21 protein-coding genes are annotated in these 26812 nt (G+C 39.0%); 11 read left to right on the plus strand and 10 right to left on the minus strand.

Annotation, left to right across the window (positions count from 1 at the left end; genetic code table 11):
• The first annotated feature begins 44 nt into the window (after nucleotides 1–44).
• The gene (locus ON09_RS03980; protein ID WP_039841817.1) at nucleotides 45–1328 is read left to right on the plus strand and encodes an MFS transporter; all 1284 of its coding nucleotides are present in this window, start codon (nucleotides 45–47) and stop codon (nucleotides 1326–1328) included.
• 421 nt (nucleotides 1329–1749) lie between these two features.
• On the opposite strand, the gene ON09_RS26765 is transcribed toward ON09_RS03980, so the two are convergent.
• From ON09_RS26765 to ON09_RS04005, 6 genes are all read right to left on the minus strand, one after another.
• Complete coding sequence (locus tag ON09_RS26765) at nucleotides 1750–1965, minus strand: PLDc N-terminal domain-containing protein (RefSeq protein ID WP_010599770.1); 216 nt, start codon at nucleotides 1963–1965, stop codon at nucleotides 1750–1752.
• Between the two features lie 14 nt (nucleotides 1966–1979).
• Complete coding sequence (locus ON09_RS03990; protein WP_010599771.1) at nucleotides 1980–3731, minus strand: ABC transporter ATP-binding protein; 1752 nt, start codon at nucleotides 3729–3731, stop codon at nucleotides 1980–1982.
• Nucleotides 3732–3834: 103 nt separating this feature from the next.
• Nucleotides 3835–6723, minus strand: a complete 2889-nt coding sequence (locus tag ON09_RS03995; RefSeq protein WP_238533596.1) for an outer membrane beta-barrel protein — start codon at nucleotides 6721–6723, stop codon at nucleotides 3835–3837.
• Nucleotides 6724–6785: 62 nt separating this feature from the next.
• Nucleotides 6786–7001, minus strand: coding sequence for a carboxypeptidase-like regulatory domain-containing protein (locus ON09_RS25855; RefSeq protein WP_238533597.1), 216 nt, complete (start codon nucleotides 6999–7001; stop codon nucleotides 6786–6788).
• 240 nt (nucleotides 7002–7241) lie between these two features.
• On the minus strand, nucleotides 7242–8552 hold the full coding sequence (locus tag ON09_RS04000) for an amidohydrolase family protein (protein WP_039841825.1): 1311 nt from the start codon (nucleotides 8550–8552) through the stop codon (nucleotides 7242–7244).
• Between the two features lies 1 nt (nucleotide 8553).
• Nucleotides 8554–11574: an amidohydrolase family protein gene (locus ON09_RS04005; RefSeq protein WP_010599773.1), complete on the minus strand. Its 3021-nt coding sequence runs from the start codon at nucleotides 11572–11574 to the stop codon at nucleotides 8554–8556.
• A 113-nt stretch (nucleotides 11575–11687) separates the two neighbouring features.
• Here ON09_RS04005 and ON09_RS04010 point away from each other — a divergent pair, with 113 nt between their 5' ends.
• The 6 genes from ON09_RS04010 (at nucleotide 11688) to ON09_RS04035 (ending at nucleotide 17456) form a co-directional block, all read left to right on the plus strand.
• Nucleotides 11688–12131, plus strand: a complete 444-nt coding sequence (locus tag ON09_RS04010) for a hypothetical protein (RefSeq protein ID WP_010599774.1) — start codon at nucleotides 11688–11690, stop codon at nucleotides 12129–12131.
• Between the two features lie 384 nt (nucleotides 12132–12515).
• Entirely contained in the window at nucleotides 12516–13913 is a 1398-nt protein-coding gene (locus ON09_RS04015) for an anthranilate synthase component I family protein (RefSeq protein WP_010599775.1), read from the plus strand.
• Between the two features lie 31 nt (nucleotides 13914–13944).
• A complete protein-coding gene (locus tag ON09_RS04020) occupies nucleotides 13945–14529 on the plus strand; it encodes an anthranilate synthase component II (protein WP_010599776.1) in 585 nt (194 codons plus the stop codon).
• Between the two features lie 81 nt (nucleotides 14530–14610).
• On the plus strand, nucleotides 14611–15393 hold the full coding sequence (gene trpC, locus ON09_RS04025; RefSeq protein ID WP_010599777.1) for an indole-3-glycerol phosphate synthase TrpC: 783 nt from the start codon (nucleotides 14611–14613) through the stop codon (nucleotides 15391–15393).
• Between the two features lie 355 nt (nucleotides 15394–15748).
• Nucleotides 15749–16705, plus strand: coding sequence for a mechanosensitive ion channel family protein (locus tag ON09_RS04030; RefSeq protein ID WP_238533598.1), 957 nt, complete (start codon nucleotides 15749–15751; stop codon nucleotides 16703–16705).
• Nucleotides 16706–16982: 277 nt separating this feature from the next.
• Nucleotides 16983–17456 (plus strand): hypothetical protein, encoded by a 474-nt coding sequence (locus ON09_RS04035; RefSeq protein WP_010599779.1) that lies wholly within the window; start codon nucleotides 16983–16985, stop codon nucleotides 17454–17456.
• Between the two features lie 111 nt (nucleotides 17457–17567).
• Here the strand turns inward: ON09_RS04035 and ON09_RS04040 are convergent, their stop codons facing one another.
• Nucleotides 17568–19871 (minus strand): Tex family protein, encoded by a 2304-nt coding sequence (locus ON09_RS04040; RefSeq protein WP_010599780.1) that lies wholly within the window; start codon nucleotides 19869–19871, stop codon nucleotides 17568–17570.
• Nucleotides 19872–20214: 343 nt separating this feature from the next.
• Nucleotides 20215–20916 carry an SAM-dependent methyltransferase gene (locus tag ON09_RS04045; RefSeq protein WP_010599781.1) on the minus strand — a complete coding sequence of 234 codons (702 nt, stop codon included), beginning with the start codon at nucleotides 20914–20916 and terminating at the stop codon, nucleotides 20215–20217.
• Nucleotides 20917–21194: 278 nt separating this feature from the next.
• Between ON09_RS04045 and ON09_RS24065 the strand changes: the two genes are divergently transcribed.
• On the plus strand, nucleotides 21195–22907 hold the full coding sequence (locus ON09_RS24065) for a DUF6600 domain-containing protein (RefSeq protein WP_010599782.1): 1713 nt from the start codon (nucleotides 21195–21197) through the stop codon (nucleotides 22905–22907).
• A 46-nt stretch (nucleotides 22908–22953) separates the two neighbouring features.
• On the opposite strand, the gene ON09_RS04055 is transcribed toward ON09_RS24065, so the two are convergent.
• On the minus strand, nucleotides 22954–23577 hold the full coding sequence (locus tag ON09_RS04055; protein ID WP_010599783.1) for an HAD family hydrolase: 624 nt from the start codon (nucleotides 23575–23577) through the stop codon (nucleotides 22954–22956).
• 80 nt (nucleotides 23578–23657) lie between these two features.
• On the opposite strand from ON09_RS04055, the gene ON09_RS04060 reads away from it, so the two are divergent.
• From ON09_RS04060 to ON09_RS04070, 3 genes are all read left to right on the plus strand, one after another.
• A complete protein-coding gene (locus ON09_RS04060; protein ID WP_010599784.1) occupies nucleotides 23658–23885 on the plus strand; it encodes a YtxH domain-containing protein in 228 nt (75 codons plus the stop codon).
• Nucleotides 23886–23944: 59 nt separating this feature from the next.
• Nucleotides 23945–25345, plus strand: coding sequence for an MBL fold metallo-hydrolase RNA specificity domain-containing protein (locus tag ON09_RS04065; protein WP_010599785.1), 1401 nt, complete (start codon nucleotides 23945–23947; stop codon nucleotides 25343–25345).
• A 201-nt stretch (nucleotides 25346–25546) separates the two neighbouring features.
• A complete protein-coding gene (locus tag ON09_RS04070) occupies nucleotides 25547–26230 on the plus strand; it encodes a class I SAM-dependent methyltransferase (protein ID WP_010599786.1) in 684 nt (227 codons plus the stop codon).
• Between the two features lie 75 nt (nucleotides 26231–26305).
• On the opposite strand, the gene ON09_RS04075 is transcribed toward ON09_RS04070, so the two are convergent.
• On the minus strand, nucleotides 26306–26812 hold a 507-nt coding region (locus ON09_RS04075; RefSeq protein WP_010599787.1), incomplete at its 5' end, for an outer membrane beta-barrel protein.

A 26812-nucleotide genomic window follows, 5' to 3' on the forward strand; every position in this document is an offset into this window, starting at 1 on the left:
CGGTTTTCATTTTTCAAACCTTAGTTTTGCATAAATATTTTCCAGTGGCAGATTCAGACTCCAACCCCATAATCGTTAAACAAGATCCTTTTGCAGCGCTTCGCTTTAAAGAATTTAGGTCGTTTTTAGGCATGCGTTTCTTTTTCACACTTGCTTACCAAATGCAGGCTGTGGTAATCGGTTATCATATTTATGAGCTAACGCATGATCCATTAAAGCTGGGTCTGGTTGGGTTATGTGAGGCCATTCCTGCAATTGGTATAGCACTCTACGGCGGTTACATTGCCGATAAAAGCGAAAAGCGTGGTTTGCTGATTAAGATATTTTCAGGCGTTTGGCTGGCGTCGGTGTTGATGCTTATCATTACCAGTAAATACCTGCATTTGAAAGAAGATCTCATCGTGCTGATTATGTATGGTTTGGTTTTTTGTATCGGTTTAGCGAGAGGTTTTTTCGGACCTGCTACCTTTTCATTAATGGCCAATATTATTCCTAAAGAACTTTATCCTAATTCAAGTACCTGGAATAGCAGTAGCTGGCAATTGGCTACCATTATTGGTCCGCTTTTAGGAGGATTGATCAACTGGCTTTGGGGAATTACTGCAGCTTACAGTGTAATTGTATTTTTAGTATCGGTATCGCTAATCTGCATCTTCACATTTAAAAAACACCCAGCAACGTTTGCGCCCACACAAAATATTTTTCACAGTTTAAAGGAGGGAATTCAGTTTGTATTCAAAACCAAAATGATGGTTTGGGCCATGAGTTTGGATTTGTTTTCTGTGTTTTTTGGCGGTGCTGTAGCCTTGCTTCCAATTTTTGCAAAAGATGTATTCCATTTAGGGTCTTTCGGATTGGGCATGATGAGGGGTGCGGCATCTTCTGGTGCAGTCATCACTATGCTCTTAATGACCAGATTTTCTCCAATGGGAAAACCGTGGCGAAACCTGTTAATTGCTGTTACAGGATTTGGTTTGAGCATCATTTGCTACGGACTTTCCAGAAACTTCTACCTCACCCTTTTCTTTTTATTTCTTGAGGGGTCGTTTGATAGTGTAAGCGTAATCATCCGGCAAACCATTATGCAGTTGCTTACGCCAGATCATATGCGTGGTCGTGTATCGGCAGTAAACAGTATGTTCATCGGCTCATCTAACGAAATTGGCGAATTTGAATCAGGCTTAACGGCGAAATATATGAGGCTGGTTCCTGCAGTAGTTTTTGGCGGCAGTATGACCATTGCCATCGCAGGAATTACGTGGCTAAAGACAAAATCATTAACAAAGTTAAGCTTGCAGGATATAAACGAACAAACCGCGAAAGTTTAGTATTTATTGGAAAGCCAACTGCTGCTTATATTTAAGTTTGTTCCTGCCTTTCCTCCAATCTTTTAAAAACAACTGTCGTGCTGAGGCACGAAGCATTTGTTTCATCGGTTGCAGGTGCTTCGTGCCTCAGCATGAAAGCTTATTCAAGTCTACTGCTGTTTTAAAAGTATTTCCGTTCAGTCAGGTTTATTTAGGAAACTATTCTGCTGATAAACGATGGAATCGTTAAGTTATTGGTGCGCTCGTTACAAACGAACGCAAGCTTAGAAAGCCTAGAGCACTTTATTTTCCGTTGGGTAGGCAATACGATCAAAAAAGCGAGTGACTTTGCAAACTAAACCCGATGGCACAGCGGGACAGAAACCAACCTAAGAAAACTGAACTTGCTTTCCAAATCCTTATTTTGTAGCCGATTACTAGATCAAAATTTTCTGTTCTTTCCCCAGATCAAGTAAATTATTGAGCCTAAAAAAGGCGCAAGTAATATGATGATAAACCATAATGCTTTTACGGGGAAAAGCATGGTTTTGTTCCGTGATATATGATAAAGCGCAGTTAAAATTAGTGCCAGCCAAAGGATGGCACCAATTATAATAATTATACCGATTTCGTTGCTTTCAATTTGTGCTACTAACATAGGATGAAGTTTTATTATACCTCAACAATTCTTTCGCCAATTTGTTGACGCCACATGGCTTGGTATAATCCATTTTGAGCGATTAAGGCTTCATGCGATCCTTGCTCGATAATGTGGCCTTTCTCCAACACGTAAATTACATCTGCATGTTTAATGGTCGATAAACGGTGGGCAATTAAAATCGTCATATGGTCGGTAAGATTGGAGACCGAGCGAATGGTTTTAGTAATCTCTTCTTCCGTAATTGAATCCAATGAAGATGTTGCCTCATCGAAAACCAAAATATCTGGCTGACGAAGTAATGCTCTGGCGATTGATAAGCGTTGCTTTTCACCTCCGGAAACTTTAACACCGCCTTCGCCAATCAACGAATCTAAACCTTTATCTGCTCTGGTCAATAGGGTTTGACATGCAGCTTGATTTAATACTTTATAACACTCATCATCAGTTGCGGTTGGATTTACAAAAAGTAAGTTCTCTCTGATTGTTCCGGAAAATAGCTGAGTATCTTGCGTTACAAAACCAATTTTCTCACGCAAAGCATCTAAATCAATATCATCACTTGGTGTGCCGTTATATAAAATTTTACCTTCCTTAGCTGGATAAAGACCCACCAATAATTTTACCAGGGTAGATTTTCCTGCCCCTGATGGACCAACAAATGCGATGGTTTGTCCGCTCTGCGTTTTAAATGAAATGTTTTCCAATGCGTTTCTGTTCGCAGTTTGGTGTTTAAAACCAACATTACTAAAAGTTAAATCTTTTATCTTCTGAATAGAGATCGGGTTTACTGGTTTCTTATCAATTGGCGTACTCAAAATCTTTTTAAAATTGCCTAAAGAAACTTCTGCCTCACGCCAGGCCAAAATTACGTTTCCCAATTCCTGCAACGGACCGAAAAGGAAGAATGAATAAAAAAGGAAAGTTAAATACTGACCTGCAGTAATGTCGTTATCGAAAATAAGCAGCAACAAAACTAAGATCATCGTGCTTCGCACTAAATTCACAGTGGTTCCTTGAACAAAGCTCATGCTTCTCACATATTTCACTTTCTTCAATTCCAGACCTAAAATTTTATAGGTGGTTTTGTTCAAACGATCAATTTCCTGATCGGCCAAACCCAAACTTTTTACCAGTTCGATGTTCCGCAAAGATTCTGTAGTGGAACCCGCTAAAGCAGTAGTTTCGCCAACAATAGAGCGTTGAATGGCCTTAATTTTACGGCTTAAAAACCAACTTACAAAACTGATGATTGGGATGGCTGTAAAATAAACCAATGTGACTTTATAACTGATGGAAACAGAGTATACGATAACGAAAATCATCCCAATCAAACTTACAAATAAGATACTGATGAAAGAGGTGATAAATTTTTCAGAATCCAAACGCACCTTTTGCAAAATGCCTAAGGTTTCGCCACTGCGCTGATCTTCAAAAACTTGATAAGGTAATTTTAGAGAATGCTGCAAACCATCGGCATACATTTTAGCGCCCACTTTTTGAACGATAACACTGGTAAAATAATCCTGAAAATTTTTAGCCACACGAGAAATCATTGCTGCGCCAATGGCTAGTCCGATTAATCCTAAAGAGCCCCAAAGGTATTGGCTATAGGTTAATTTATCTTTTTGGTTAATAAAACGGTCTAAAATCCTACCGGTGATATATGGATCTAAAAGTGAAAAGCCAATATTTAAACCTGCAAGCAATAACGCCAGAACCACAATCCACTTGTGGTTTTTCAGGTAGTCTAATAATAATCCCATTAAAGTTTTGTTGTTTGTAATGCAAACATAAAAAAAGGGAATGGATAAAAACCCATCCCTTTTTTTATGACTTTTCGGAAAGATACAGCCTATCTTGCGATGACTAAAATCCGTATCTCAAGCCAATTTGTGCCTGCCATGGGTTACCTGTTGGAATGACAACACCTGTGTTATTTAAACGGTAGTTATAGTTCGAACTTGCAGCATCAAAACCAGTAACCGCATAAAGTGCTTGCGTACCTAAAGTTTCTGATGTACCCCAGGTTTTCTTAAACAAGTTGGCTACGTTAAATAAGTCGCCCGAAATTTCCAGGCTTTGTTTCTTATTTGAGCCAAATTTAAACTGATAGGCTAATCTTAAATCGAACGTACCATAAAAGCCATTGATACCTCCATTACGTTCCGCAAAAGTACCTTCGTATTTTGTGATATAATCTTTTAAGCTTTGGCTCGCGTCGCCATTTGCCAATAATGTTTGTAAGGCAGTTCTAAGTGCCGCTGGTACATTTGTATTTGATGTATTGAAAATATACGCCAAATCATTTGTTGCTACAAAATCGCCGTTGGTATTTCCACCAGATAATAAACTATATCTCGTGCCACCGATTCCCGAATAGCGGATACCTGCCTTAATGCCATAGAATGATGGTAGTGTTCCATAAACTACCACTTTGTTTCTGAATTGACCATTTGAATAAGTCATATTGCTTAAGTTCCTTGGGTCATCTACCACTGGTAGTGATAGGGTAGCTGAGTTGGCCACATTACCATTGAAAGATGTATTGTCTTTTGCATCATTCCAGGTAAAGCTTGCTGAAATTTCTCCATCTTTAAAGTATTTCCAGGTACCATCTACAACAACGGCAAATTGATTTACTTTACCTTTACTGTTCATTTCTAACACCCTACCGAATGCATTGGTTAAGCGGCCTGTTTTCCAATCAGTAGTACCATTACCAGCAATAATTGTATTCGCAGGTACATACACACCTCTATTCCCTTCATTTGATAATGTGAAGAATGGATTGGCAACCATATTTCTATCCACATACATATAGTTATTACGTGCTAATGTAGCGTAACCCGTAATACCTATTCTTATTTTATCATTTATTAATTTATTATACGATAAGTTGGCTTTATACACAACTGGTATTTTAGCGTCCTCTGCGTAAGTATTGATGGTAGGGATTTGTAATCCTGGTAAAGTTGGTGCTGTTGCAGTTCCATTTCTGTAACCAATAAAGTTTGGAGTAGGCACGCCGGTTCCGGTAACGTCAACTGTAGCGAAGTGTTTACCATCAAACGTTAGGTTATTAATGGTTACATAATTGTTCACATCCGATCCGAAAATTCCGGCACCTAAGCGAACATAGTCGGTATGTTTTTCATTCACGTCCCAGTTAAACTGAATACGAGGTTGAATTAAAAACTGCTTTAATTTGTGATCTGTTCTTACGCCAATGGCATCAAACAGTTGTTGGTTAAGTGGCGATGTTGGATATTTGCTATAATCTAAGCGTAAACCACCAGTAAAATCTAAGCCTTTACCCAATTTGGTTTGCATTTGACCGTAAATTGCTGTATTCCATAGCTTACCAATTACGGTTGGGTCATCAACTAAGGGAACTTCTCTGTAATAGCTGATGGGAATTAAATTATCAAAGTTTTGTAAGGCTGTTTGCGCAGTTGCTCCTGTACCCGATCGGTTAAATGTAAATCGACCGTTAACTTCACTACCATACAATGATTTTGCATGGGTGTACATGATGTCTACACCAAAAGTATATTTGATCTTATCTGTGTTATAGTAAAAATTATCTACCAATTGCAGAACGTTATTGGTAAAACCCTCTTGTCCGAACCGATGTCCACCAATTTGAACTGCAGCGAACCGACTGCCACTAGGAGTGATCGATTCTAAGTTAGAAACAACAGCTCTAGGGATGGCAAAACCTAATTCATCATTTTGCGTGCTGGCCTGGTAGGTATACAAATGTTGTAATTTCAATTCATTCGTAACCTTGCTGCTAATGGTCGAACGTAAGGTAGCCAATAAGCTATTATCAACATTTTTATCATTACCGTAACTTTCGTAAAAGTTAATTCCGGTATTATCTGCTAATCCTAATGGATTTCTGTCGTTGGTATAATTGTCCCTAACGGTTAATAAATTTTTCTCATCAATTTGCCAATCTAAACGAAGAAAGCCTGCATCTGTACCTCTTTTTTTAGAAAAAGATCCAAATTGTGGAGAGTTAGCCACACCATATTTGTTTCTGGCAACAGCTAAAAAGTTGTTTAAGGTGTTGTTTGTGATATTAAATCGGGCTTCGTCTGCTTCTGAATTAATATCTGCAATTAGTAAGGGGCGAGAATCTCTTTGATGATCCCACGCAGCAAAATAATGTAATTTATCTTTGATGATTGGTCCACCTAAACTAAATCCATATTGATAAGTGGAGAAATCGTTTACTCTTTTGTTACCTCTGATATCGTAACTACTGGCTAAAAAATCTGCTCTGTTGTATGCAAACGCACTACCTGTAGTTTCGTTTGTTCCTGATTTCGTTACTGCACTGATTGTACCGCCTCCGGAACGGCCTAAACTCACATCGTATTGGTTGGTTACTACTTTAAATTCACGAACACTTTCAATTGAGATAGAGTAGGGTGCACCGCTTCGGCTGGTTGTACTTCCAGATGAAGTTGGGTTTTTTGCAGTCATACCATCAATGGTAAAGTTGGTAGATGAACTTAACTGTCCAGAAATACCACCTGGGCCAGCCAAAGGCGATAGATCCGTCAAACTAGAAAAGTTACGTCCGTTTACTGGCAATAGATTCATTGTTTTTGATGAGATCTCTGTTGAAGCGCCAAATTGTTGTGCCTTATTTCTTAGGGCAGAACCATTAACCTCAACGCCACCCAGATTCTGAGAAGTTTCTTGCATGTTGATGGCGATTTTTACAGCATCACCCTGGTTTAGCATAAAACCGGTTCTATTTTGTTCAGCATAACCAATGTAAATTGCTTTTACTGTATATGGCCCACCTAATGGAAGTTCTTTAAAAGTGTATTCGCCTTGGTAGATGTTCTGGTGGTAAAACCAGTTGAATTGTTTTTAATTTGAACGGAAACTCCAGGAATCGGTTTCTTTTGTTCATCCGTTACAATACCGGATATGGATGCTTGCGTGGTTTGTGCAATTGCAGAATGGGTAGCAAAAGACAATAGTAGCATCACTGCAACTAGTAAATTTTTCATCATTGTTTGATTTTTTAATAGGTTATGAAGCTTGCATGAGCTCGCAGAATATTGTTTGATGCTCATGCAGGTTTCATCATGATTAGTTCTGATTTTTATGATGCAAAATTGTAGTTGTAGTGTTAAGCTAAATTCGATTTTATGTTATCAAATGATTTATAAATTGTTTGATTTAGGGATTGATGTTAAAATAAAAAACGGCCAATAATTAATATTGGCCGTTCCTGTTAACTTATTGTGAACCTACTTTTTATCAGCTGTATACTTATCGCTGAACTTCTTATCCAACTGTTTATGCAAATTATCCAGATTGATATCTCTTCCCTGAATAAATGCCTGTTCCACTTTGTTGGTTCTCATATCCAAAGCATCGCCGGCAGAAATAAAGAAAGTAGCATCTTTTCCAGTTTCAATGCTCCCGGTAATTTTATCAACGCCCATTACTTTTGCGGCGTTAAGGGTAATGGTAGATAATGCTTTTTCTTTATCCAAACCCCAAGCGGTAACTGTTCCAGCCATAAAAGGCAGGTTCCGTTGTTGCCAGTAACCATCGATGCTTAATACTACATTTAAACCGGCATTAGCCAAAACAGCTGCATTTTTATACGGCATATTTACATCATCATCATTGTTGTTTGGCAAGGCGTGAGGTTGTTTTACCACCAAACTGATATTATTTTCTTTTAAGAAATCGACTATTAAATAAGCTTCATCAGCGCCGGTGATTACGGGTGTGATGCCGAATTTCTTGGCAAAGTTTACAGCAGCAACAATATCTTTTTGACTATCAGCTGTGATAAACAACTTTTCCTCGCCAGAGAAGACTTTTTTCATGGCATCGAAGCGATTATTGATTACCTCAGGTTTGCCCATTTCTGAATAGGCTTTTGCTTCTGCGAAGAAAGAGGTTAACTGCGCAATTGCAGCTTGGGTTCTTTCAGCTAATGCTTCAGGCGACATTTGCGGTCTGCCGAAGCCACCGAACCCACCTCTGAAACGTGGTGTAACCGGCCAGCTCATGTGCATGGCGTCATCAGTTTTTATGGCTGCATCTTCCCAGTTCCAGGCATCCAGTTGAACTACTGATGAACTTCCAGATACTGTTCCACCCTGTGGAGTGGGCTGCGCCATTAGTACTCCATTGCTACGTAATGTAGCCGGAACCTTTGAATCGGTATTGTAAGCTACAATAGAGCGAATGTGCGAGTTGAAATCACCAATTTCCTGAAAATCCAAAGTTGCCTTTACCGCCTCAATTTCTGTTAAACCTAAATTGGTTGTAGCGGCAATAAAACCCGGATAAACGTGTTTTCCTGTGGCAACAATTCTGCTTACATCATCTTGTGGCACCTGTCCGTTTGCAGTAACCGAAATAATTTTTCCGTTGCTGAAAAGAATGGTGCCATTTTCAATCACTGTTCCGTTGCCTACGTGCACGGTTGCACCCGTAATGGCGATGGTTTTAGTTTGTTTTTTAGCTGGCGAAATGTTTGCCTGGGCAAAACACATCAGGCTTGTTGCCGAAAAAGCCAGACTCATTAAATATGTTTTCATGTTAGTGTGCATGTTCTTTCTCGGTTAATTCTGCTGAATAATTTTCTAAAGTTTCGCAATTGTACAAGCGTGGTGCATCTCCCATTGGGCGTTGCATTCTGCCACCTTTACTTTTACTTTCTAACATTTTTTGGATCAAACGGGCTTTTTCTGCTTGCTGTGCTTTAATTACCTGCGCATCTTTTTCAATATCCCAGTATGCAATACCGTCAACAAATGTTTTCTCTGCTTTTGCGTAAATTGAAAGTGGATTAGCAGTCCAGATCACTACATCGGCATCTTTTCCAGGTTTTAAACTCCCAACCTTATCGTCAATGTGAAGCATACGTGCAGGATTCAAAGTCACAAATTTCAAAGCATCTTCTTCCGGAACATTGCCATAAAGCACTGATTTGCCAGCTTCCTGGTTCAGGTGACGAGCCATTTCTGCATCATCAGAGTTGAAAGCAGTGGTTACGCCAACATTGTGCATAATTTTTCCATTGTAAGGAATGGCCTCAGCAACCTCATTTTTGTAAGCCCACCAATCTGAGAAAGTAGAACCCGCAATACCATGTGCTTTCATTTTATCAGCCACTTTATAGCCTTCTAAAATGTGTGTGAAAGTATTGATTTTAAAACCAAGGCTATCAGCAACATGAATTAACATATTGATTTCGCTTTGTACGTAAGAGTGGCAAGTAATGAAACGTTTGTTGTTTAGGATTTCAACGATCGCATCCAATTCCAAATCTCTGCGAACGCTGTTGCCTTTTACTTTCATTGCTTTTTCATATTCTTTCGCACGGGTAAATTCATCCACAAAAGTTTGCTCAACGCCCATACGGGTTACCGGGAAACGGGCGCCCGTACCAAAATTACTTTGCTTCACATTTTCTCCTAGTGCAAATTTGATGAATCCATCAGCGCCAGCAAACTTTAATTCCTCCGGTGATTTACCCCATCGAAGTTTAATCAGTTGCGACTGACCTCCAACCGGATTCGCGGAACCGTGTAAAATATGAGAAGTGGTTACACCACCAGCCAGTTGGCGGTAAATATTTACATCTTCCGAATTGATGATATCGGCAATGCGAACCTCTGCAGAAACAGATTGGGCGCCTTCATTAATACCACCAGCGCCAGCAATATGCGAATGTTCATCGATAATACCTGCAGTGATGTGTTTGCCTGTGGCATCAATCACTTTTGCTCCACCTGCCGAGAGATTTTTTCCTACAGCTTTAATTTTTCCGTTCTCTAATAGTACATCTGCATTTTGCAGTACACCATCCTTTTCATTCGTCCAAACCGTACCGTTTTTGATTAAAACAGTTTCCACTTTTGGTAATTCCGTTGCACCAAAAGCAGTGAATGGATAAATTAACGAACCCACCGCTAATGATGGCTTTGGCTCATCTTTTTTAGGCATTTCTTTCGCAGCCTCTTTAAAAGTTGCGGTAAATTTCCCTGTAGATCCATCTGCCAAAGCAGATTCACCTTTAATGGTTATGGGGTTGGCAGAAGTAATGTATCCGCTTAAACGCACATCGCCTTTCGGATTTTTCTTCAGATTGAAATTGATGCTTACCCAGTCACCACTTCTGGTGAAAGTAGCCGAGGTTTTAACGCTATCTACACCAGTTCTTTCAATTGCAGCGGTTGAGCCGCCACCTGTTCCGGTGATTTTAAGAGTTAAAGCGCCAGCGCCATCCACATTGAGGTTATAAGTTCCACGAATATCGCTCACATCAATTTTATTAACAATGAAGCGTTTTCCCTGTACCCAGTTTTCGAAAATGATATTGCCGTTTTTAAATAGGTTATCCGATGAAATTAAAAAATTAGCCACTTTGCCTTTTTCCAGTGAACCAACTTTATCTCCAATTCCCAATAAATTGGCAGGAATTGTAGTTACCGCTAATAAAGCTTGTTTCTCAGTTAAACCGTTTTCAATCGCTGTGCGGATATTCGTCCAGAAATCGCGGCTGTTTTCTAAACCAAAGGCAGTAAGTGCAAAATTAACACCTGCTTTTTCTAAAGCTGCCGGATTGGTTGGAGCCAATTCCCAACCTTTCATTTGTGATAAGGTTACATTTCTGGCTTCCGCAGGGTCTTCTACATCATATGCTTTTGGAAAAGATATCGGAACGATCAAACTTGCGCCAGTTGCCTTGATTTCGTTAATGCGTTGATATTCATCGCCGCCAGATTTAATGATGAATTTCTTGCCAAATTCTTTTCCAATTTTATCAGCACGAAGTACATTCTGCCATCCATCAACTTCAAAAATTTGAGGGATGGTTTGTTGTTTGCCAAATTCATCCAATGAAATGTTGTACTCCTCTTTTTGTTTGCCATACCATTGCGCATCGTAATAAGTTTGGCGCAACAAAGCAATTGATCCCATTAAAGAAGTAGGATAATCATTTGATGAAGTTCCTTTGTTGAAAGAGTAATTTGCTGCGGTTTGATCTTTTAGAATCACTGCATTATCAGCGCCTTCATTCAGCGTTACCGCTGCAGAAACACCACGGGCAATGCCATCGCGACTGATTACATTCACGCTTCCAAAACCAACCTTACGCAATTCATCAGCTTTTTTGGTATCTACCGAAAAAATATTTTTCACATAAGTTTCAGGTCTGATGGCTTCGTTCCAGCCGTAAGCACCTTTCTTGGTAGAAACAAAAATAGATTGACGTTGTCCGCCAAAGCCCCGGGCCTGGGCGGGTGCTTCAGCAATTCCATAATTCGAAAAAGCATCAACCAATGAGGGATAAATAAATTTTCCTTTCAAATCTACAACCACATAACCCTTAGGTACAGCAACACCAGCGCCAACTGCCTGGATGGTTTGTCCTTTGATTAATAGTGTAGCATTTGTTAAGGTTTGGTTGGCATTTACTACTATAGTCGCATTTGTAAAGGCAAACATTCCTGGCCGCGTATCAAAAGAGCCGTTTACAGGGAAGGTAGTTTGCTGTGCAAACATAATTGTAGTAGAAAATACCATCGCAATAGCGAGTAAAATTTTCTTCATGATCAGTTTGGGGGTTTATTTTGTTTAAAACTAATATAAATTAGCGTTGGTTGAGCAGAATATCCTATTTTTTACAATTAATCCCTATTTTTGGACAAACATATTTTATAAAAATGTATAGTATCTTAAAATCTGCGCACTCTGGATGGCGCTACATCGTATTAATCTTATTAGTAATTGCAGTTATCAATGCTTTATCGGGTTGGTTTGGAAAAAAAAATTACACAGAAGGTAATCGTAAATTAAATGTGTTTACACTAATTAGTGCACACATTCAGTTTTTGATTGGCTTAGTGCTTTATTTTTTAAGCCCGCTTACTAAATTGCCAATGAGCGATGCGATTGGCAGATACTTTAAAGCTGAGCATACCGCGATGATGATTGTTGCCATTGTTTTAATTACTGTTGGTAATGCAAAATCGAAAAGAGTGGCAGATGCTGTAGACAAACATCGTAATATTGCTATTTTCTTCGGATTGGCCTTGGTGCTGATTGTGGTTTCTATTTTGGTGATGACAAAAAATGTTCCAGGGAGATCATTTTTTGGGATATCTTAAAAATTAAGCATTTATTGGTAGCTCTTATAGCGTTTCGATAAAGATTTAATTAATAAATTTTAAATTTTACAAGGGAAATTTGATTTAAAAGCAGATTTCCCTTTTTTTAGGATTGAACGTGTTGCAGGAAATTTCACAAATATTTCCATTATTCAAAATTCTTTATATTTTTGTCGCTCATGATCAACAATATACATACATGGCTTTGGCAAAGTAATTCAAAACAGAATTGCGCCGGCTGCGTATGAGGAAAATATTTTTATCAACCTAAACCTTAAAGAACCATTAAAGCCCGGCGTAGAACCACACGCCGGGCTTTTTATTTTTAATAATAAATCCCGTCACTGCGAGGCACGAAGCAATGACGGAAATACCGTAAAGAAAATGTACAGAATAAATACTACTTACAAAAAACTACTTGCCGATACCACCACGCCAGTGAGTATTTATCTTCGCTTACGTGATGTTTATCCAAACAGTATTTTGCTGGAGAGTTCAGATTACCATAGCAGAGAAAATTCAATGAGTTTTGTTTGTGCCGATCCGGTTGCGGGAATTATCTTAAAAGGAAAACGTTTAGAAACATATTTTCCAGATGGTACCGTTGGCATTACAGAAAGCAAAAATCTGATGCAGGAGATCGCAGATTTTAAAGATAAGTTTAAAGAAACTGAACTGCCTGAAATTAAATTTATCTCAAGCGGGCTTTTTGGTTATTTCACTTGGAATGCGGTTCAGCACTTTGAAGATATTCAATTCACTTCTGAAACTCCAGAGGGAGAAGAGATTCCAGAAATGCAATACCATTTATATCGGTACATCATTGCGATCGATCATTTCAAAAACGAAATCACGCTTTTCAAAAATACCTTTGAGGGAGAAGAGGAGGGGGGATTGGAAAAAATGGAATATCTGATTCAGAATAAAAATTATCCTGAATACAAATTCCAGCTTCGGGGGGAAGAAACTTCGAATCTAACCGATCAGGGCTTTATGGATCTGGTAGAGAAACTGCAAAAACACATTTATCGTGGTGATGTATTTCAAATTGTGCCGTCAAGAGCCTTTAAACAGGCTTTCTCTGGTGATGAATTTAATGTTTACCGATGTTTGAGATCGATTAATCCATCGCCTTACCTATTCTATTTCGATTATGGAAATTTCAAGCTTTTTGGTTCATCACCTGAAGCACAAATCACCATTAAAAACAATACGGCGAATATTTTTCCAATTGCCGGAACCTTTAAGCGTAGCGGGAATGATATCGAAGATGCAGAACAGGCTAAAAAGCTAGAGCAAGATCCAAAAGAAAGTGCGGAACATGTGATGTTGGTAGATTTAGCCAGAAATGATTTAAGCCGTCATTGCAATCGTGTAGAGGTGAAATCATTCAAAGAAGTTCAATATTATTCGCATTTGATTCATTTGGTGAGTAAAGTAAGTGGTCATTTACAGGAAAATGTAAGTGCTTTTAATGTGGTTGCAGATACTTATCCGGCAGGCACCTTGAGTGGTGCACCAAAATATAAAGCCATGCAATTAATTGATGAAAATGAAAAGCTGGGACGTAATTTTTATGCCGGCGCAATTGGTTTCATGGGTTTCAACGAAGATTTTAACCATGCCATCATGATCAGGACGTTTATGAGCAAAAATAACGAACTGCATTACCGAGCAGGTGCGGGTATCGTGGCGGATTCAGTTCCTGAAACTGAAATGCAGGAAGTGAACAATAAGATTGCTGCCTTACGTAAGGCTTTAGAAATGGCCGAGGGCATTTGATGGAAGATGGATTTTAATAGAAAATTAACCAATGGAAAATAAAGATAAAAAGGCTGTTCTAGTAATCGATAACTACGATAGTTTCACCTATAACCTGGTTCATTTAATTAACGAGGTGGGTTACGAAGCAGTGGTTTGGAGAAATGATAAATTCGAACTGGCTGATGTAGCGCAATACGACAAAATTTTGCTTTCACCTGGACCGGGTATCCCTGAAGAGGCTGGATTATTATTGGATGTGATCAAAACTTATGCACCAACAAAGAGTATTTTTGGAGTTTGTTTAGGTCAGCAGGCCATTGCTGAAGCGTTTGGTGGAACACTATTAAACCTGGGCAGACCGATGCACGGTATCGCTACACCAGTTACCGTTGTGGATGGCGATGAACCACTATTTTGGGAATGTCCGCAAACGATAAATGTTGGTCGTTACCACAGTTGGGTAGTGAGTAAAGAGAATTTTCCATCTTGTTTGAAGATTACGGCCAGAGATCACAAAAGTGAGATAATGGCTTTGAGACATGAAAGCCTGGATGTTCGCGGGGTACAGTTTCATCCTGAAAGTGTGCTGACCGAGCATGGTAAACAGATGATGGAGAATTGGTTGACTTCTTAATAATTTCGTCATTGCGAGGCACGAAGCAATCTCATTTAGATAGACTGCTTCGTGCCTCGCAGTGACGGTAAATTGGAAAAAATGAATATTTTAGATAAAATCGTATTACGGAAAAAAGAAGAAGTTGCTGATGCAAAGCGACTGATATCTGTTCAGGATTTAGAAAAAGCTGATTATTTCAAACGTACGCCTTATTCTTTTAAAGAGTTTTTGTTGGCTGAAGACAGAACCGGAATTATTGCAGAGTTTAAACGACGTTCTCCATCAAAAGGTTTGATCAATGGTGTTGCTGACGTCGCGGAGGTTACCCAGGCCTACAATAATGCTGGCGCATCTGCGCTGTCTGTGTTAACCGATGTCGATTTTTTTGGCGGAAAAACTGATGATATTTTAGCAGCGAGAGCGGTAAATCAGATCCCCATTCTTCGTAAGGATTTTATGATTGATGAATACCAGATTTTAGAAGCAAAAGCCTGGGGTGCTGATATCATTTTACTAATTGCAGCGATTCTGACGCCAAAACAAATTAATGATTTTGGCAAGTTTGCACAAAATTTAGGATTGAATGTTTTGTTGGAAGTCCATAATCTGGAGGAACTGGAAAGAAGTATTTGTCCAAATTTGGATGCCATTGGCGTCAATAACAGAAACCTGGCAGATTTTACGGTAGATATTCAAACTTCTTTTGATTTGGTTAATCGTATTCCTGATGAATTTTTGAAAATCTCCGAAAGTGCCATCAGCAATCCTCAAACCATTAAAGAACTGAAAACCGCTGGATTCAATGGCTTTTTAATCGGCGAGAACTTCATGAAAACCAATAACCCTGGCACTTCAATAAAAGAATTTGTCGCACAAATTTAAACAGTCTTCTATCCAGTTTTTGTCAGTCTGAGCTTGTTGGAGATTCGTTTTGGCGTTTCGACAAGCTCAACGTGACAAATCTGTAAAAAATGTGGGATTAGACCATTGTATTGATTCCTAAATTTTAAAGTGTAACGCTCCTAATCTCGCCTATTTTTTCTTTCTGAAACAAAGCATAAGTGTTGTTGTTAAATAAATACAAGCGCTAATATTTAACCAACAAATTACTTTTATGCAGTATCTCGACCATTTTTTCGGTTATCCTATTCCTATTTTTATCAAGAACTTAATTATTGGGATAGCCGCAATTTTACTCGGACTACTTATTAAATTTATCATTCATAAAATCTTTATTATGCTTTCCCGCTGGTGGGATTCTGTGATTATAAAATCTACCATCAAACATCTTCGCAGACCAGTTGCGGTGTTCATTCCTTTGCTCTTACTAAATTCATCACTTGATATTATGGTGATGCCGGCTTCGGTTCGATTGCACCTTGATAAAATGCTCGAAATTGCGCTTACTGCAATTTTTGCACTCATATTAATCAGGTTGATTAACGTTCTGGAAGACTTTTTTTATCTCAAATATGATCTCAATAAAGAAAATAATCTGAAAGAAAGAAAAATCCGTACACAGCTCCAGTTTGTAAGAAAGTTCATTGTTTCGCTGATCATTTTAATTACTGCCGCTATCATTTTGTTGAGTTTCGAAAGTATGCGTAAAATTGGTGCAGGTTTACTTACAGGGGTTGGAATTGGTGGAATTATTATCGGTTTCGCTGCACAAAAATCTCTGGGAAATTTACTGGCAGGTTTTCAGATCGCTTTTACACAGCCCATCCGGATTGATGATGTATTAATTGTTGAAGGAGAATGGGGAAGAGTGGAAGAAATAACCCTGACTTACGTTGTGGTGAGTATCTGGGATCAGCGGAGATTGATTTTGCCCATTACCTACTTCATTGAAAAACCCTTCCAAAACTGGACAAGGGTTTCGGCAGATTTACTCGGAACCGTGTTTTTATATATGGATTATACCATTCCTATTGAACCCTTGCGCCAGGAGTTAACAAGGCTTTTAACAACTAATCCCCTTTGGGATAAACGAGTAAATGTGGTTCAGGTTACCGATACGAATAAAGACGGATCAATTGAGATCAGGTTTTTGATGAGTGCTTCTAATTCATCAAGAGCCTTTGATTTGCGTTGCAATGTACGCGAAGCCATGATCACTTTTATCCAAAATAATTATCCTGAAAGTTTACCGAAAACAAGGTTGGAACATAAGGATAAGTTTGCAAATCTTTAAACGGAGCACCATTTCAAAAAATATTGAATCGTATATTGATAAATCGTTTTATTGATTGTATAAATATTAGTTCACTATATTTTGCAATATATTCAGTTTAATGCACTAGATTTTTAGTTTTCAAATTAATTATTCTTAATTTGTTTAACGCTGGTTTTCTGTCAGTTAAGGTTAAGTTCCTTATCTTCTGCGTATTGACTGGCTTTTGATGGGTTTCTGTTGGCATAATTGTTGATTTTTTGGAAAAAAATAATTAATCATCCTAACATTTTAATCCATGAAAAACTTAAAAAAAGTTCTCTTTACTATTCTGCCGTTACTAACTTTAACAATTTTGTTTTCTTGTAAAAAAGAAAGCAATGAAATGCCAACCGATACGGAGAACAAAAACTTTAAATTCACTGTAACTGTTGATGGAGTAGAAGAGCAAGATTACGTATCATTCGTTTTTGTAGGTGGAAGCCTTGACAATGCAAAAACCATTTGGAAAGTTAATGGTGTAACCAAAAACAATGAAACAGCCATCTCTCTAGGAAAAAACGATTTTTTAGGCGCTACAAAAACTTACGTAATTGAAAGTACAACACCTTTAAGATTAGTTACAACCAGTCAACAATGTTTAAATCCAGGTGCTACAAATCCTTCATTTAAAGTGAGCTATAAAGCTGAAGTAAATGGACAAGTCGTTACAAATGATCAAAACTTTACGGTAACTTCTACAACTGATTATACGCATAAATACGATTATTAATCAACACTAAGTTTTGATCAAATACAAAAGGAGAAATCTTTAATCGCTGAATATTGCAATTAAGATTTCTCCTTTTTTTGTTGTCATGCCTGATTGAGCCTAAGTATTTGCCTATTTAAACAAGCTTTTCAGCTTTGCTAATTTCTCCTGCAAATCGCCATCGGCATCTTTTTTTACCTGCTGCGGTTTTGGAGCAAAATTCTTCGTTCTCTGGTAGCTGTTGTTCACTGGTTGTTCCTTATTCCTTGCTTTTTCCGGCTTCGGAACCTTGTCTCCCGATTTTGGACTGTTTTCAGTTTTCATCGATAAAGAAATTCGCTTGCGGGCAGCATCAACTTCCATAACGGTAACTTCAACTTTCTGATGTACTTTAACAACATCATTTGGATTGGCCACAAAGCGATTAGCCAGTTGGCTGGTGTGTACTAAACCATCCTGATGCACGCCAATATCAATAAAGGCACCGAAATTGGTGATGTTGGTTACAATTCCAGGCAGTTTCATGCCTATTCTCAAATCGCCGATTTCATTTACGCCATCTGTAAAGCTAAAAGCTTCGAACGCTTCTCGCGGATCGCGGCCAGGTTTGGCCAGCTCTTTTAGAATGTCGTTTAACGTTGGCAAACCTATTTCATCAGTAACATATTGTTGTGGCTTAATTTGCTTTTGCAATTGTGTATCTTTCATCAAAGCAGAAACTGTTGTGCCTAAATCTTTAGCCATTTTATCAACTACCGCATATCGCTCCGGATGCACGCCACTCATATCTAAAACATTGTCAGCATGACGGATGCGTAAGAAACCAGCTGCCTGCTCATAGGCTTTATCACCCAGGCGAGGCACTTTCTTTAAGCTTTCCCGGTTTTTGAAAGCGCCATTACTATTCCGGTAATCAACAATGTTTTGCGCTAAAGTTGGCCCTAAGCCAGAAACGTAAGCCAGGATTTGTTTCGATGCCGTATTCAACTCCACTCCAACAGCATTTACCGCACTAATAACCGTATCATCTAAACTGGCCTGTAATTTATTTTGATCAACATCATGCTGGTATTGCCCAACACCTATCGATTTCGGATCGATTTTTACCAATTCTGCCAGTGGATCCATCAAACGGCGACCGATAGAAACAGCACCACGAACGGTAATATCTTGCGTTGGAAACTCTTCTCTCGCTACTTCCGATGCAGAATAAATAGATGCACCACTTTCATTAACCATTACAATGGTTACTTGTGGTAAATTCAGAGCACGGATAAATGCTTCAGTTTCTCTGCCCGCAGTTCCATTACCAATGGCAATGGCCTCTACCTTGTGTTTTTCGCAAAGCTGTTGAATGGTTATCTCGGCATTCTTCACATTGCCTTGGCCGGTGTGCGGGTAAATGGCTGTATTTTCCAAAAGCTGGCCTTGCTTATCTAAACAAACAACCTTACAGCCTGTACGGAATCCTGGATCAATAGCCAATACATTTTTCTGTCCCATTGGTGCAGCTAATAACAACTGGCGGGCATTTTCTGCAAAAACCCGAATGGCTTCTTCATCGGCTTTCTGTTTGGTTAATACCCGAAGTTCGGTTTCCATTGCGGGCTCCAGCAAACGCTTGTAACCATCTTCTAATGCTTGCTGAACTTGTTTCGATGCGGCATTGTTGCCTAGCACAAATTGATTTTCCAGCATTTCGATTGCGCCTTCGGCTGGCGGCAAAGCATCTAAACGTAAAATTAACTCTTTCTCGCCACGGCGCATCGCCAAAACACGGTGCGATGCAGCAGTTTTAACAGGCTCATTCCATTCAAAATAATCCTTGTACTTAATGCCTTCTTCTTCTTTTCCTTTAATTACTTCCGATTTAAATTCTGCCTTTTCCTGAAAGTAAGTGCGCATTTTGGTACGGGCTTCGGCATTTTCAGAAATCATTTCAGCGATAATGTCTCTAGCACCTGCTAATGCCTCTGCTAAAGAATTTACTCCTTTTTCAGCATCAATAAATTTATCTGCTTCAGCGTCTAAATCAAAGTGCTTCTGGTCAAAAATTTGCAATGCCAAAGGCTCCAAGCCTTTTTCTTTCGCTACAGATGCACGTGTTTTACGTTTGGGTTTGTACGGAAGATATATGTCCTCTAAAAGTGAAATAGTTTCTGCTTCATTAATTTTCTTTTCCAGTTCGGGCGTCAGTTTTCCAAGCTCGGTCATCGATTTCAAAATCGCTTCGCGGCGTTTATCTAAATCGCGTAATTGCAATACCCTGTCGCGGATCGCAGCAACTTCAACCTCATCTAAACTTCCGGTTAATTCCTTGCGGTAGCGGGAAATAAAAGGTACGGTTGCGCCTTCATCTAACAGGCTTACTGTAGCCGTAACTTGTTTTTCTGCAATTTTTAATTCTGCAGCTATAATTTTATGATGAGCTAACATATTAAGATTTTCAATTTAAAGGAAGCAAAGCTAATCAGGATTTACGGAATTTAAGGATTTTTAAAATCAAGTTTTCCACCGAAAAATGTGGGAAATTTTTATCGGATGAAATTGTATGTGAATATAATTTCGTAAGATGATAAAAATTTGAAAAGCAATATCAGCAGGCAAATTAATGTTCGTCTGGCTTTCCGCTAAATGCCCGATGAAGAATCGGGCGATACCGCTGCAATCCAGTTTATGTGGACAGGTAAATGCAACTATTTGCAGTTGCAAAGTTTACCATATGCTAACGTGTTTTAAAGGAATAATCAAAATGGCCTGTTTTCACAGGCCATTTCATTTAATACATTAAAAATATGGTTGGTTTTTTATGGAGATCGATTTCCTCCTTGCGCCAGTTATATACGCTTTGGGTTTTAATAAACTCATCCTCGGCGGTTAGGTTGCTGGCAACACAAATTTGTGTGTTAGGTTTGCAACTTTTCAGTACTTCTTCAAAAAGTTGATTATTTCGAAATGGCGTTTCAATAAAAATTTGGGTTTGTTTATATCGGCTGGCTGATAAGTCTAAATCCTTAATGCGTTTGGTGCGCTGTTCCTTATCAATGGGCAAATATCCCCAGAAGGCAAAACTCTGTCCATTAAAACCAGAAGCCATTAATGCCAATAAAATTGAGCTTGGGCCAACCAAGGGTACAACTTTGATCCCACGTTTGTGTGCTTCGGCTACAATATCGGCACCTGGGTCTGCAATTCCAGGGCAACCCGCTTCACTCATTAAACCCACATCTTTTCCTGCTTTTAGCTCATTAAAAAACTGCCCTAAGTCAGTACGGTTATGTTTTCCATAATCATGTACAATTAGATCTTTCTGAGGTGTTTTTAAACCTGCCTCCTTCAAAAATCGACGAGCTGTTTTACTGTTTTCTACAATATAGGTGTCAATTTGGTTAATGGTATCAACCAAATAGGGCGTAAAGGTTTTGTGTGCTACCTCTTCAGCAAGAGGAACAGGGATAAGATATAAAGTGCCGTTCTGCATGATGCAAAAATAGGTACAATAAACAGAATTTTAGTTTTAAAGTTTTAGCAGCGTTCGATATAATCTCTTTTGTAAACAGTGGTGTAGCAAATTTTATTTCTGAATGACTTATATTCTGCACAATTATCACGTGTATAAAACGTTAAATAATAGTTAAATATGCCTTAATTGGCATGATTTGGCAGAAAACTAAAAAACTATGCATGCATATTAAACCTTGCTAATTTTTGGTTCTCTAATTGATACACACAAGTTAGGTTATTAAAATAAACACACAAATGAAAACACTGAAAAAATCGGCAGTTGTGCTGGGGCTTTTTGGGCTCCTTGTCGGAACCACCACCTTAGTCAGGGCACAAGACTATCAAGATAGCTACCAGGATGATGGTTACAGTACGGGGAATATTTCCATGCAAACCTTTTATGATGAACTTAGTCCCTACGGAACTTGGATTCAGGATCCGCAGTATGGTTACGTATGGCGTCCGGATGTTGATCAAAATGAATTTCGTCCTTACTACACCAACGGGCGTTGGGCTATGACAGAATATGGCAATACCTGGGTTTCCAATTATGATTGGGGTTGGGCTCCATTTCACTATGGCCGTTGGGTAATAAATAGTTACCGCCAATGGATTTGGTTACCGGATACCAACTGGGGACCAGCTTGGGTTGATTGGAGAAGTGGTGATGGTTATTATGGCTGGGCACCAATGGCGCCAAGCATTAACATTAATTTAAGCTTTGGCCGCCGTTATGTGGTACCAGAATTTTGCTGGAACTTTATTCCGCAAAGAAATATTTACATTAATACCTTTCCAAGATATGATTACGGCCGTAATAATGTTTACATCCGCAACACTACCATCATTAACAACACTTATGTTTACAACAGAAGAAGTTATTATGGCGGCCCGAGAATGGAAGACATTAGAAGAGCAACCAATCGTGATGTAACGGTTTATCGTTATGCGCAAAGTAATCGCCCGGGTGCAAGTAGAGTAGGTGGAAGGGAAGTTTCGATTTACCGACCAAGGCCGGAACGTAATGCAGTTGATAATCGCAATGCTGCTCCAAGAAAATTTGAACAAGGGAATGCAGGAATTAGCAGGGGCGGCAGAAATGAAGGCTATGCAAATCGTGATCAAAGGGGCAGAGATAACAATGCCAATCGTGGCAATAATGAGCAAAGAGGAAATGGCGATAACCGTTTTGGTTCAAGAAATGATAACCGCAACGGCAGAGGAAACGATGCAAACGTTGGCAGAGACATTCAACCCAACAATAGCGGTGAGGCTTATGATCGCAATGCCAATGGAAGAACAAGCCGTGGAAATACCAATGGAATTGAGCAAAGAAATGGTGATGCAAATGTGAACAGCCGTCAGGATCAGCAGCGTTCGGAGCAAATACGCCAGCAACGCAACCAGCAAGATCGTATGAGCCAGGATCAGCAACGTGCTCAACGTGAAGTGAGGGGCAATGACGAACGTTCGCAACAAATGCAGCGGCAACGTGCTGAGCAAGCTGCTCAACAGAACTCTCAACGTAATGAGCAAATGCAGCAACAACGTTCTCAGCAAATGGAACAGCAAGGGGCACAGCGTAATGAGCAAATGCAGCAACAACGTTCTCAGCAAATGGAACAGCAAAGGGCACAGCGTAATGAGCAAATGCAACAGCAACGTTCACAACAAATGGAACAGCAAAGGGCACAGCGTAATGAGCAAATGCAGCAACAACGTTCTCAGCAAATGGAACAGCAAAGGGCTCAACGTGAGCAGCAAATGCAGCAACAACGTTCGCAACAAGCTGAACAGCAAAGGGCACAGCGTGATGCGCAGCAGCAACAACAAAGGGCGCAACAGCAACAACAAATGCAACAACGCCAGGAACAAAGAAGAACTGAAGCAGCACCTCAGCAACAAAGAGGGGGCGGCGAAAGAAGCGGCTCTGAAGGAGGAAGGCCATCGAGAGGTGGACGAGGATAGATGGATTGAAAGTCCCGATGAAAATCGGGGCTTTTTTTATGGGTAGTTATTGCCCCGCAGCTTGATGTAATTTGCTCAAATCTTTTCCTTTAAAAGTACTCTTAGCATTTGGATGAAGATTGTCCGGATCCAGCAGGAAAGTTTCGATCCCAAGTTCTAAGCCAAATTTTATTTCTGAATCTGCGTCATCACCAATGATTAAAATTTCATTTTTGTTGAGGTTATGTTTTTCGATCAAATTAATGAAAGCTTGCTTTTTATTCGATACAGAAACATCAACCACGTGCACCTCTTCAAAATCATCGGCTATACCCAACATGATAACTTTTGATTTTTGCTGTTTTGGAAAGCCCGCCGTAACAATAAATTTCCGGCCTTGTAAGCTTTTAATATAGGGGTAATCGTCGCTTGGTTGAAGCGGCTTCAACACCTCTCTGTTGGCAAGATATTCAACAGTATGATCAACCACATCTTTAGGGAAATGGTATTTCTCTGCCACTTTTAAAAATGGTGTTCGCAACATCTCATCTTTAGCTGCCTGGTAATCTGCTTGATCGATCTTTAAATTTTGTTGATCTAACAGATCATATAGCCCAGTCATTAACACCTCTTTATTTGGTTTGGTAAAGTAAATAGTGTTATCAAGATCAATAAAAAATACTTGTTTCATTATGGATTGGTTTTTGTATGATGAAAAAAAGTTAAAACACCTCAAGGTAAAATATGTTTAATTACTAAATAGCAAACATCATGAAAAAAGAGACAAAAATTATAGTAGGCGTATTAGCCGGAGCAGCATTGGGAGCAACTATCGCATTAGCATTATCGTCAGATTCTACTAATGATTTAAAAGGTAAAGTATCAGATTTTTTTGCTGATTTGCTAGATGCATCAAAAGATAAATTAGCTGGCTTAGCTGATAAAGCTTCAGGAGTAGCCGATAAGGTAAAAGATAAAATTGCTGAAGTAAACGCTTAACGAAATTGGAAATGCCGGAAATATCCGGCATTTTTATTTCAAATTCTAACCACATCTAAATGAAGATTGCCTTTCACGGTGCTGCCCGTACAGTTACGGGAAGTAAGCACCTTATTACCCTAAAAAATAATACCCAAATATTATTAGATTGTGGACTGTTTCAAGGAATGGGCCATGTTACCGATAAGCTGAATGATTATTTCGGCTTTGATCCGAAAAAAATTACCTATCTCGTTTTATCTCATGCACATATCGACCATTGTGGCCTTTTGCCTAAATTGGTTGCTGATGGTTTTGAGGGGAAAATATTTTGTACACCTGCTACAATGGATTTATCCAGAATTCTGATGATGGATTCGGCAAAGATTCAGATGCAGGATGCTGAATTTTCTAACCGGCACCTGCGAGAAGGAGAAGAGATGGAGGAAGCACTCTATACTGATGCAGATGTAACCAAAACATTAAGCCAGATGAAGATTGTTGCTTATGAGGAAGATTTTAAAATCGATGAGCACATTAGTTTAAAATTTACCGATGCCGGCCATATTCTGGGCAGTGCCGCAGTACATTTAACCATTACCGAAGATGGGAAAACCCAGAAAATTACTTTCTCAGGTGATGTTGGCCGCTATGGTGATTTACTTTTAAAAAGCCCGCAGCAGTTCGATCAGGCAGATTATATTTTAATGGAATCAACATATGGCGATTCATTACACAAAGATCTCGATCCAATTGAGGACATGCTTTTTGAAATCATTAACCATACTTGCAAGGTAAAGAAGGGAAAAGTCATCATTCCGGCTTTTGCTGTGGGCAGAACACAGGAGTTGCTTTTTGCCTTAAATGGTTTGGAGTTGAAAGGCAAACTGCCTGATGTTCCATATTACGTAGATAGTCCTTTGTCTTCCAAGGCCACTGAAATTTTGCACAACCATCCGGAGGTTTACAACAATGGCGTGAAACAGGTCTTAAAGGTTGATCATGATATTTTTGGCTTTAAGGGTTTACGCTTTATCGAAAGCGTTGAAGAATCGAAAAAGTTAAATGAAGATCCGCGACCTTGTGTAATTATTTCTGCTTCAGGAATGGCTGATGCCGGACGTGTGAAACACCACATCAGAAACAATATCGGCAATCAGAAAAACACCATTTTGATGGTAGGCTACTGTGAACCAAATTCATTGGGCGGACAGTTAATTGCAGGTAAAAAAGTGGTTGAAATTTTTAGAGATGAATATGAAGTGAAAGCTGAAATTCAATCTATAAAATCGATGAGTGCGCATGGCGATTATGAAGATTTATTGCAATTTCTTTCTTGCCAGGATCCGGCGAAAGTAAAACAGCTGTTTTTGGTTCACGGTGAATATGACGTTCAGCAAAATTTTGCCACAAGATTGAAGGATCATGGATTTAAGCATGTAGCTATTCCAGAATACCATCAGGAGTTTGAATTGGAATAAACTTCATCTTGGATAAATTGTCATTTCTACCGAACGGAGAAATCTTTTAACCCGCTGATTTTATCAGATTTAAAATCATATTGTTTATTACGAGGCACGAAGCAATCTTTTACCGAATGAGATTGCTTCGTACCTCGCAATGAAAATTCTTATTGGTTTTACAGTAATCCAATACATGTTCCATTTTTTTATCTTTGCCTTATGGATGTTTTTGGTAAAGCGCTTACTGATATTTATAAAACCGGCGAAGCCGATATACTTTGGCTGCATAATTCTTACGGCGAGCCAGAAGAAATGCCTTTAGAATTTTTCTTTCGTGATGATGAGGATATGCCTGTATTGGAACTACAGGCTTTGAAAATGTGTGAGGGGAAAGTGTTGGATATTGGTGCCGGAGTCGGCAGTCATGCTCTACTGTTGCAGGCTTTTAATGTTGATGTAACTGCCATTGATGTTTCGGAGGCAGCCGTGAATATTATGAAAGATCGTGGGGTTAAAAAAGCTTTGCTACAAGATGTTTTCAACTATCAGGAAAAGTTTGATACCATTTTAATGCTAATGAACGGCATTGGCCTAACCGGAACATTGGCCGGATTCAAAGATTTTCTAATCAGAATAAAAGATTTACTTCATCCCGGCGGACAAGTAATTTTCGATTCATCTGATATTTCATATCTCTACGAAGACCTGCCTAAACCTCAAAACCAATATTATGGTGAAGTTTCTTATCAATACGAATATAAAGGAGAAAAAGGGAATTGGTTCAACTGGGTTTATGTTGATGAAGAAACGATCAAAACAATTGCAAAAGAAACAGGCTGGAATTGCGAAATGATATTTGATGATGGCGAAGATCAATATTTGGTTAAACTGACCTTAGCTTAGCATCAACTTTTAAAACACGAGGTCATCTAACTTAGATAGATGACCTCGTGTTTTGGAATAATGATCTTCAAATTTTTAGAAGTTGAAGAATGTTTGTCGGCCACCCACTTTCTGTCCAAAGTTTTGAATATTGTAAGTGAGTGTTAACATTCCATATCTACCTAAGTTATTCGTCTGGTAATCAATCACACTATTTCCCGTAATCTCTACCGATCTACGTACATTACTTTGCAAAATATCATTAATCGCTAATTTTAATTGTAACCGGTCGTTTTTCATGAAAAGATAGGTTACAGCTGCATTCCAAAGTTTAATGTTGTTATTATAGCCTGCAATTTGTTGTGTATTGGCAGTTATGGCGAAATTGGTTTCAAACACAACCTTTTTAGGATATCGAATGATAAGTTCTGAAGTTGCTGTATGTGTGTTATAGCTTAGGTTTGTATAAAAACTATCCTGATAACGGCTGCGGTTTAAACTAACCGAATAAAATTGAGAAATCTCTACCAGATCGTTAAAGTTCACACGAACATTACCATTTGGTCCGATGTAAAATACATTGGCATCACTGAGTGTGTACGT

The sequence above is a fragment of the Pedobacter agri PB92 genome (genome assembly GCF_000258495.1).
Classification (GTDB): domain Bacteria; phylum Bacteroidota; class Bacteroidia; order Sphingobacteriales; family Sphingobacteriaceae; genus Pedobacter; species Pedobacter agri.

Excerpts from the sequence above, each read along its gene's own strand:
- ON09_RS26765 (WP_010599770.1), bottom strand. The coding sequence starts at position 1,965 with ATGTTAGTAGCACAAATTGAAAGCAACGAAATCGGTATAATTATTATA.
- ON09_RS03990 (WP_010599771.1), bottom strand. The coding sequence starts at position 3,731 with ATGGGATTATTATTAGACTACCTGAAAAACCACAAGTGGATTGTGGTT.
- ON09_RS03995 (WP_238533596.1), bottom strand. The coding sequence starts at position 6,723 with ATGCTAAACCAGGGTGATGCTGTAAAAATCGCCATCAACATGCAAGAA.
- ON09_RS25855 (WP_238533597.1), bottom strand. The coding sequence starts at position 7,001 with ATGATGAAAAATTTACTAGTTGCAGTGATGCTACTATTGTCTTTTGCT.
- ON09_RS04000 (WP_039841825.1), bottom strand. The coding sequence starts at position 8,552 with ATGAAAACATATTTAATGAGTCTGGCTTTTTCGGCAACAAGCCTGATG.
- ON09_RS04005 (WP_010599773.1), bottom strand. The coding sequence starts at position 11,574 with ATGAAGAAAATTTTACTCGCTATTGCGATGGTATTTTCTACTACAATT.
- ON09_RS04010 (WP_010599774.1), top strand. The coding sequence starts at position 11,688 with ATGTATAGTATCTTAAAATCTGCGCACTCTGGATGGCGCTACATCGTA.
- ON09_RS04015 (WP_010599775.1), top strand. The coding sequence starts at position 12,516 with ATGTACAGAATAAATACTACTTACAAAAAACTACTTGCCGATACCACC.
- ON09_RS04020 (WP_010599776.1), top strand. The coding sequence starts at position 13,945 with ATGGAAAATAAAGATAAAAAGGCTGTTCTAGTAATCGATAACTACGAT.
- trpC (WP_010599777.1), top strand. The coding sequence starts at position 14,611 with ATGAATATTTTAGATAAAATCGTATTACGGAAAAAAGAAGAAGTTGCT.
- ON09_RS04030 (WP_238533598.1), top strand. The coding sequence starts at position 15,749 with ATGCTTTCCCGCTGGTGGGATTCTGTGATTATAAAATCTACCATCAAA.
- ON09_RS04035 (WP_010599779.1), top strand. The coding sequence starts at position 16,983 with ATGAAAAACTTAAAAAAAGTTCTCTTTACTATTCTGCCGTTACTAACT.
- ON09_RS04040 (WP_010599780.1), bottom strand. The coding sequence starts at position 19,871 with ATGTTAGCTCATCATAAAATTATAGCTGCAGAATTAAAAATTGCAGAA.
- ON09_RS04045 (WP_010599781.1), bottom strand. The coding sequence starts at position 20,916 with ATGCAGAACGGCACTTTATATCTTATCCCTGTTCCTCTTGCTGAAGAG.
- ON09_RS24065 (WP_010599782.1), top strand. The coding sequence starts at position 21,195 with ATGAAAACACTGAAAAAATCGGCAGTTGTGCTGGGGCTTTTTGGGCTC.
- ON09_RS04055 (WP_010599783.1), bottom strand. The coding sequence starts at position 23,577 with ATGAAACAAGTATTTTTTATTGATCTTGATAACACTATTTACTTTACC.
- ON09_RS04060 (WP_010599784.1), top strand. The coding sequence starts at position 23,658 with ATGAAAAAAGAGACAAAAATTATAGTAGGCGTATTAGCCGGAGCAGCA.
- ON09_RS04065 (WP_010599785.1), top strand. The coding sequence starts at position 23,945 with ATGAAGATTGCCTTTCACGGTGCTGCCCGTACAGTTACGGGAAGTAAG.
- ON09_RS04070 (WP_010599786.1), top strand. The coding sequence starts at position 25,547 with ATGGATGTTTTTGGTAAAGCGCTTACTGATATTTATAAAACCGGCGAA.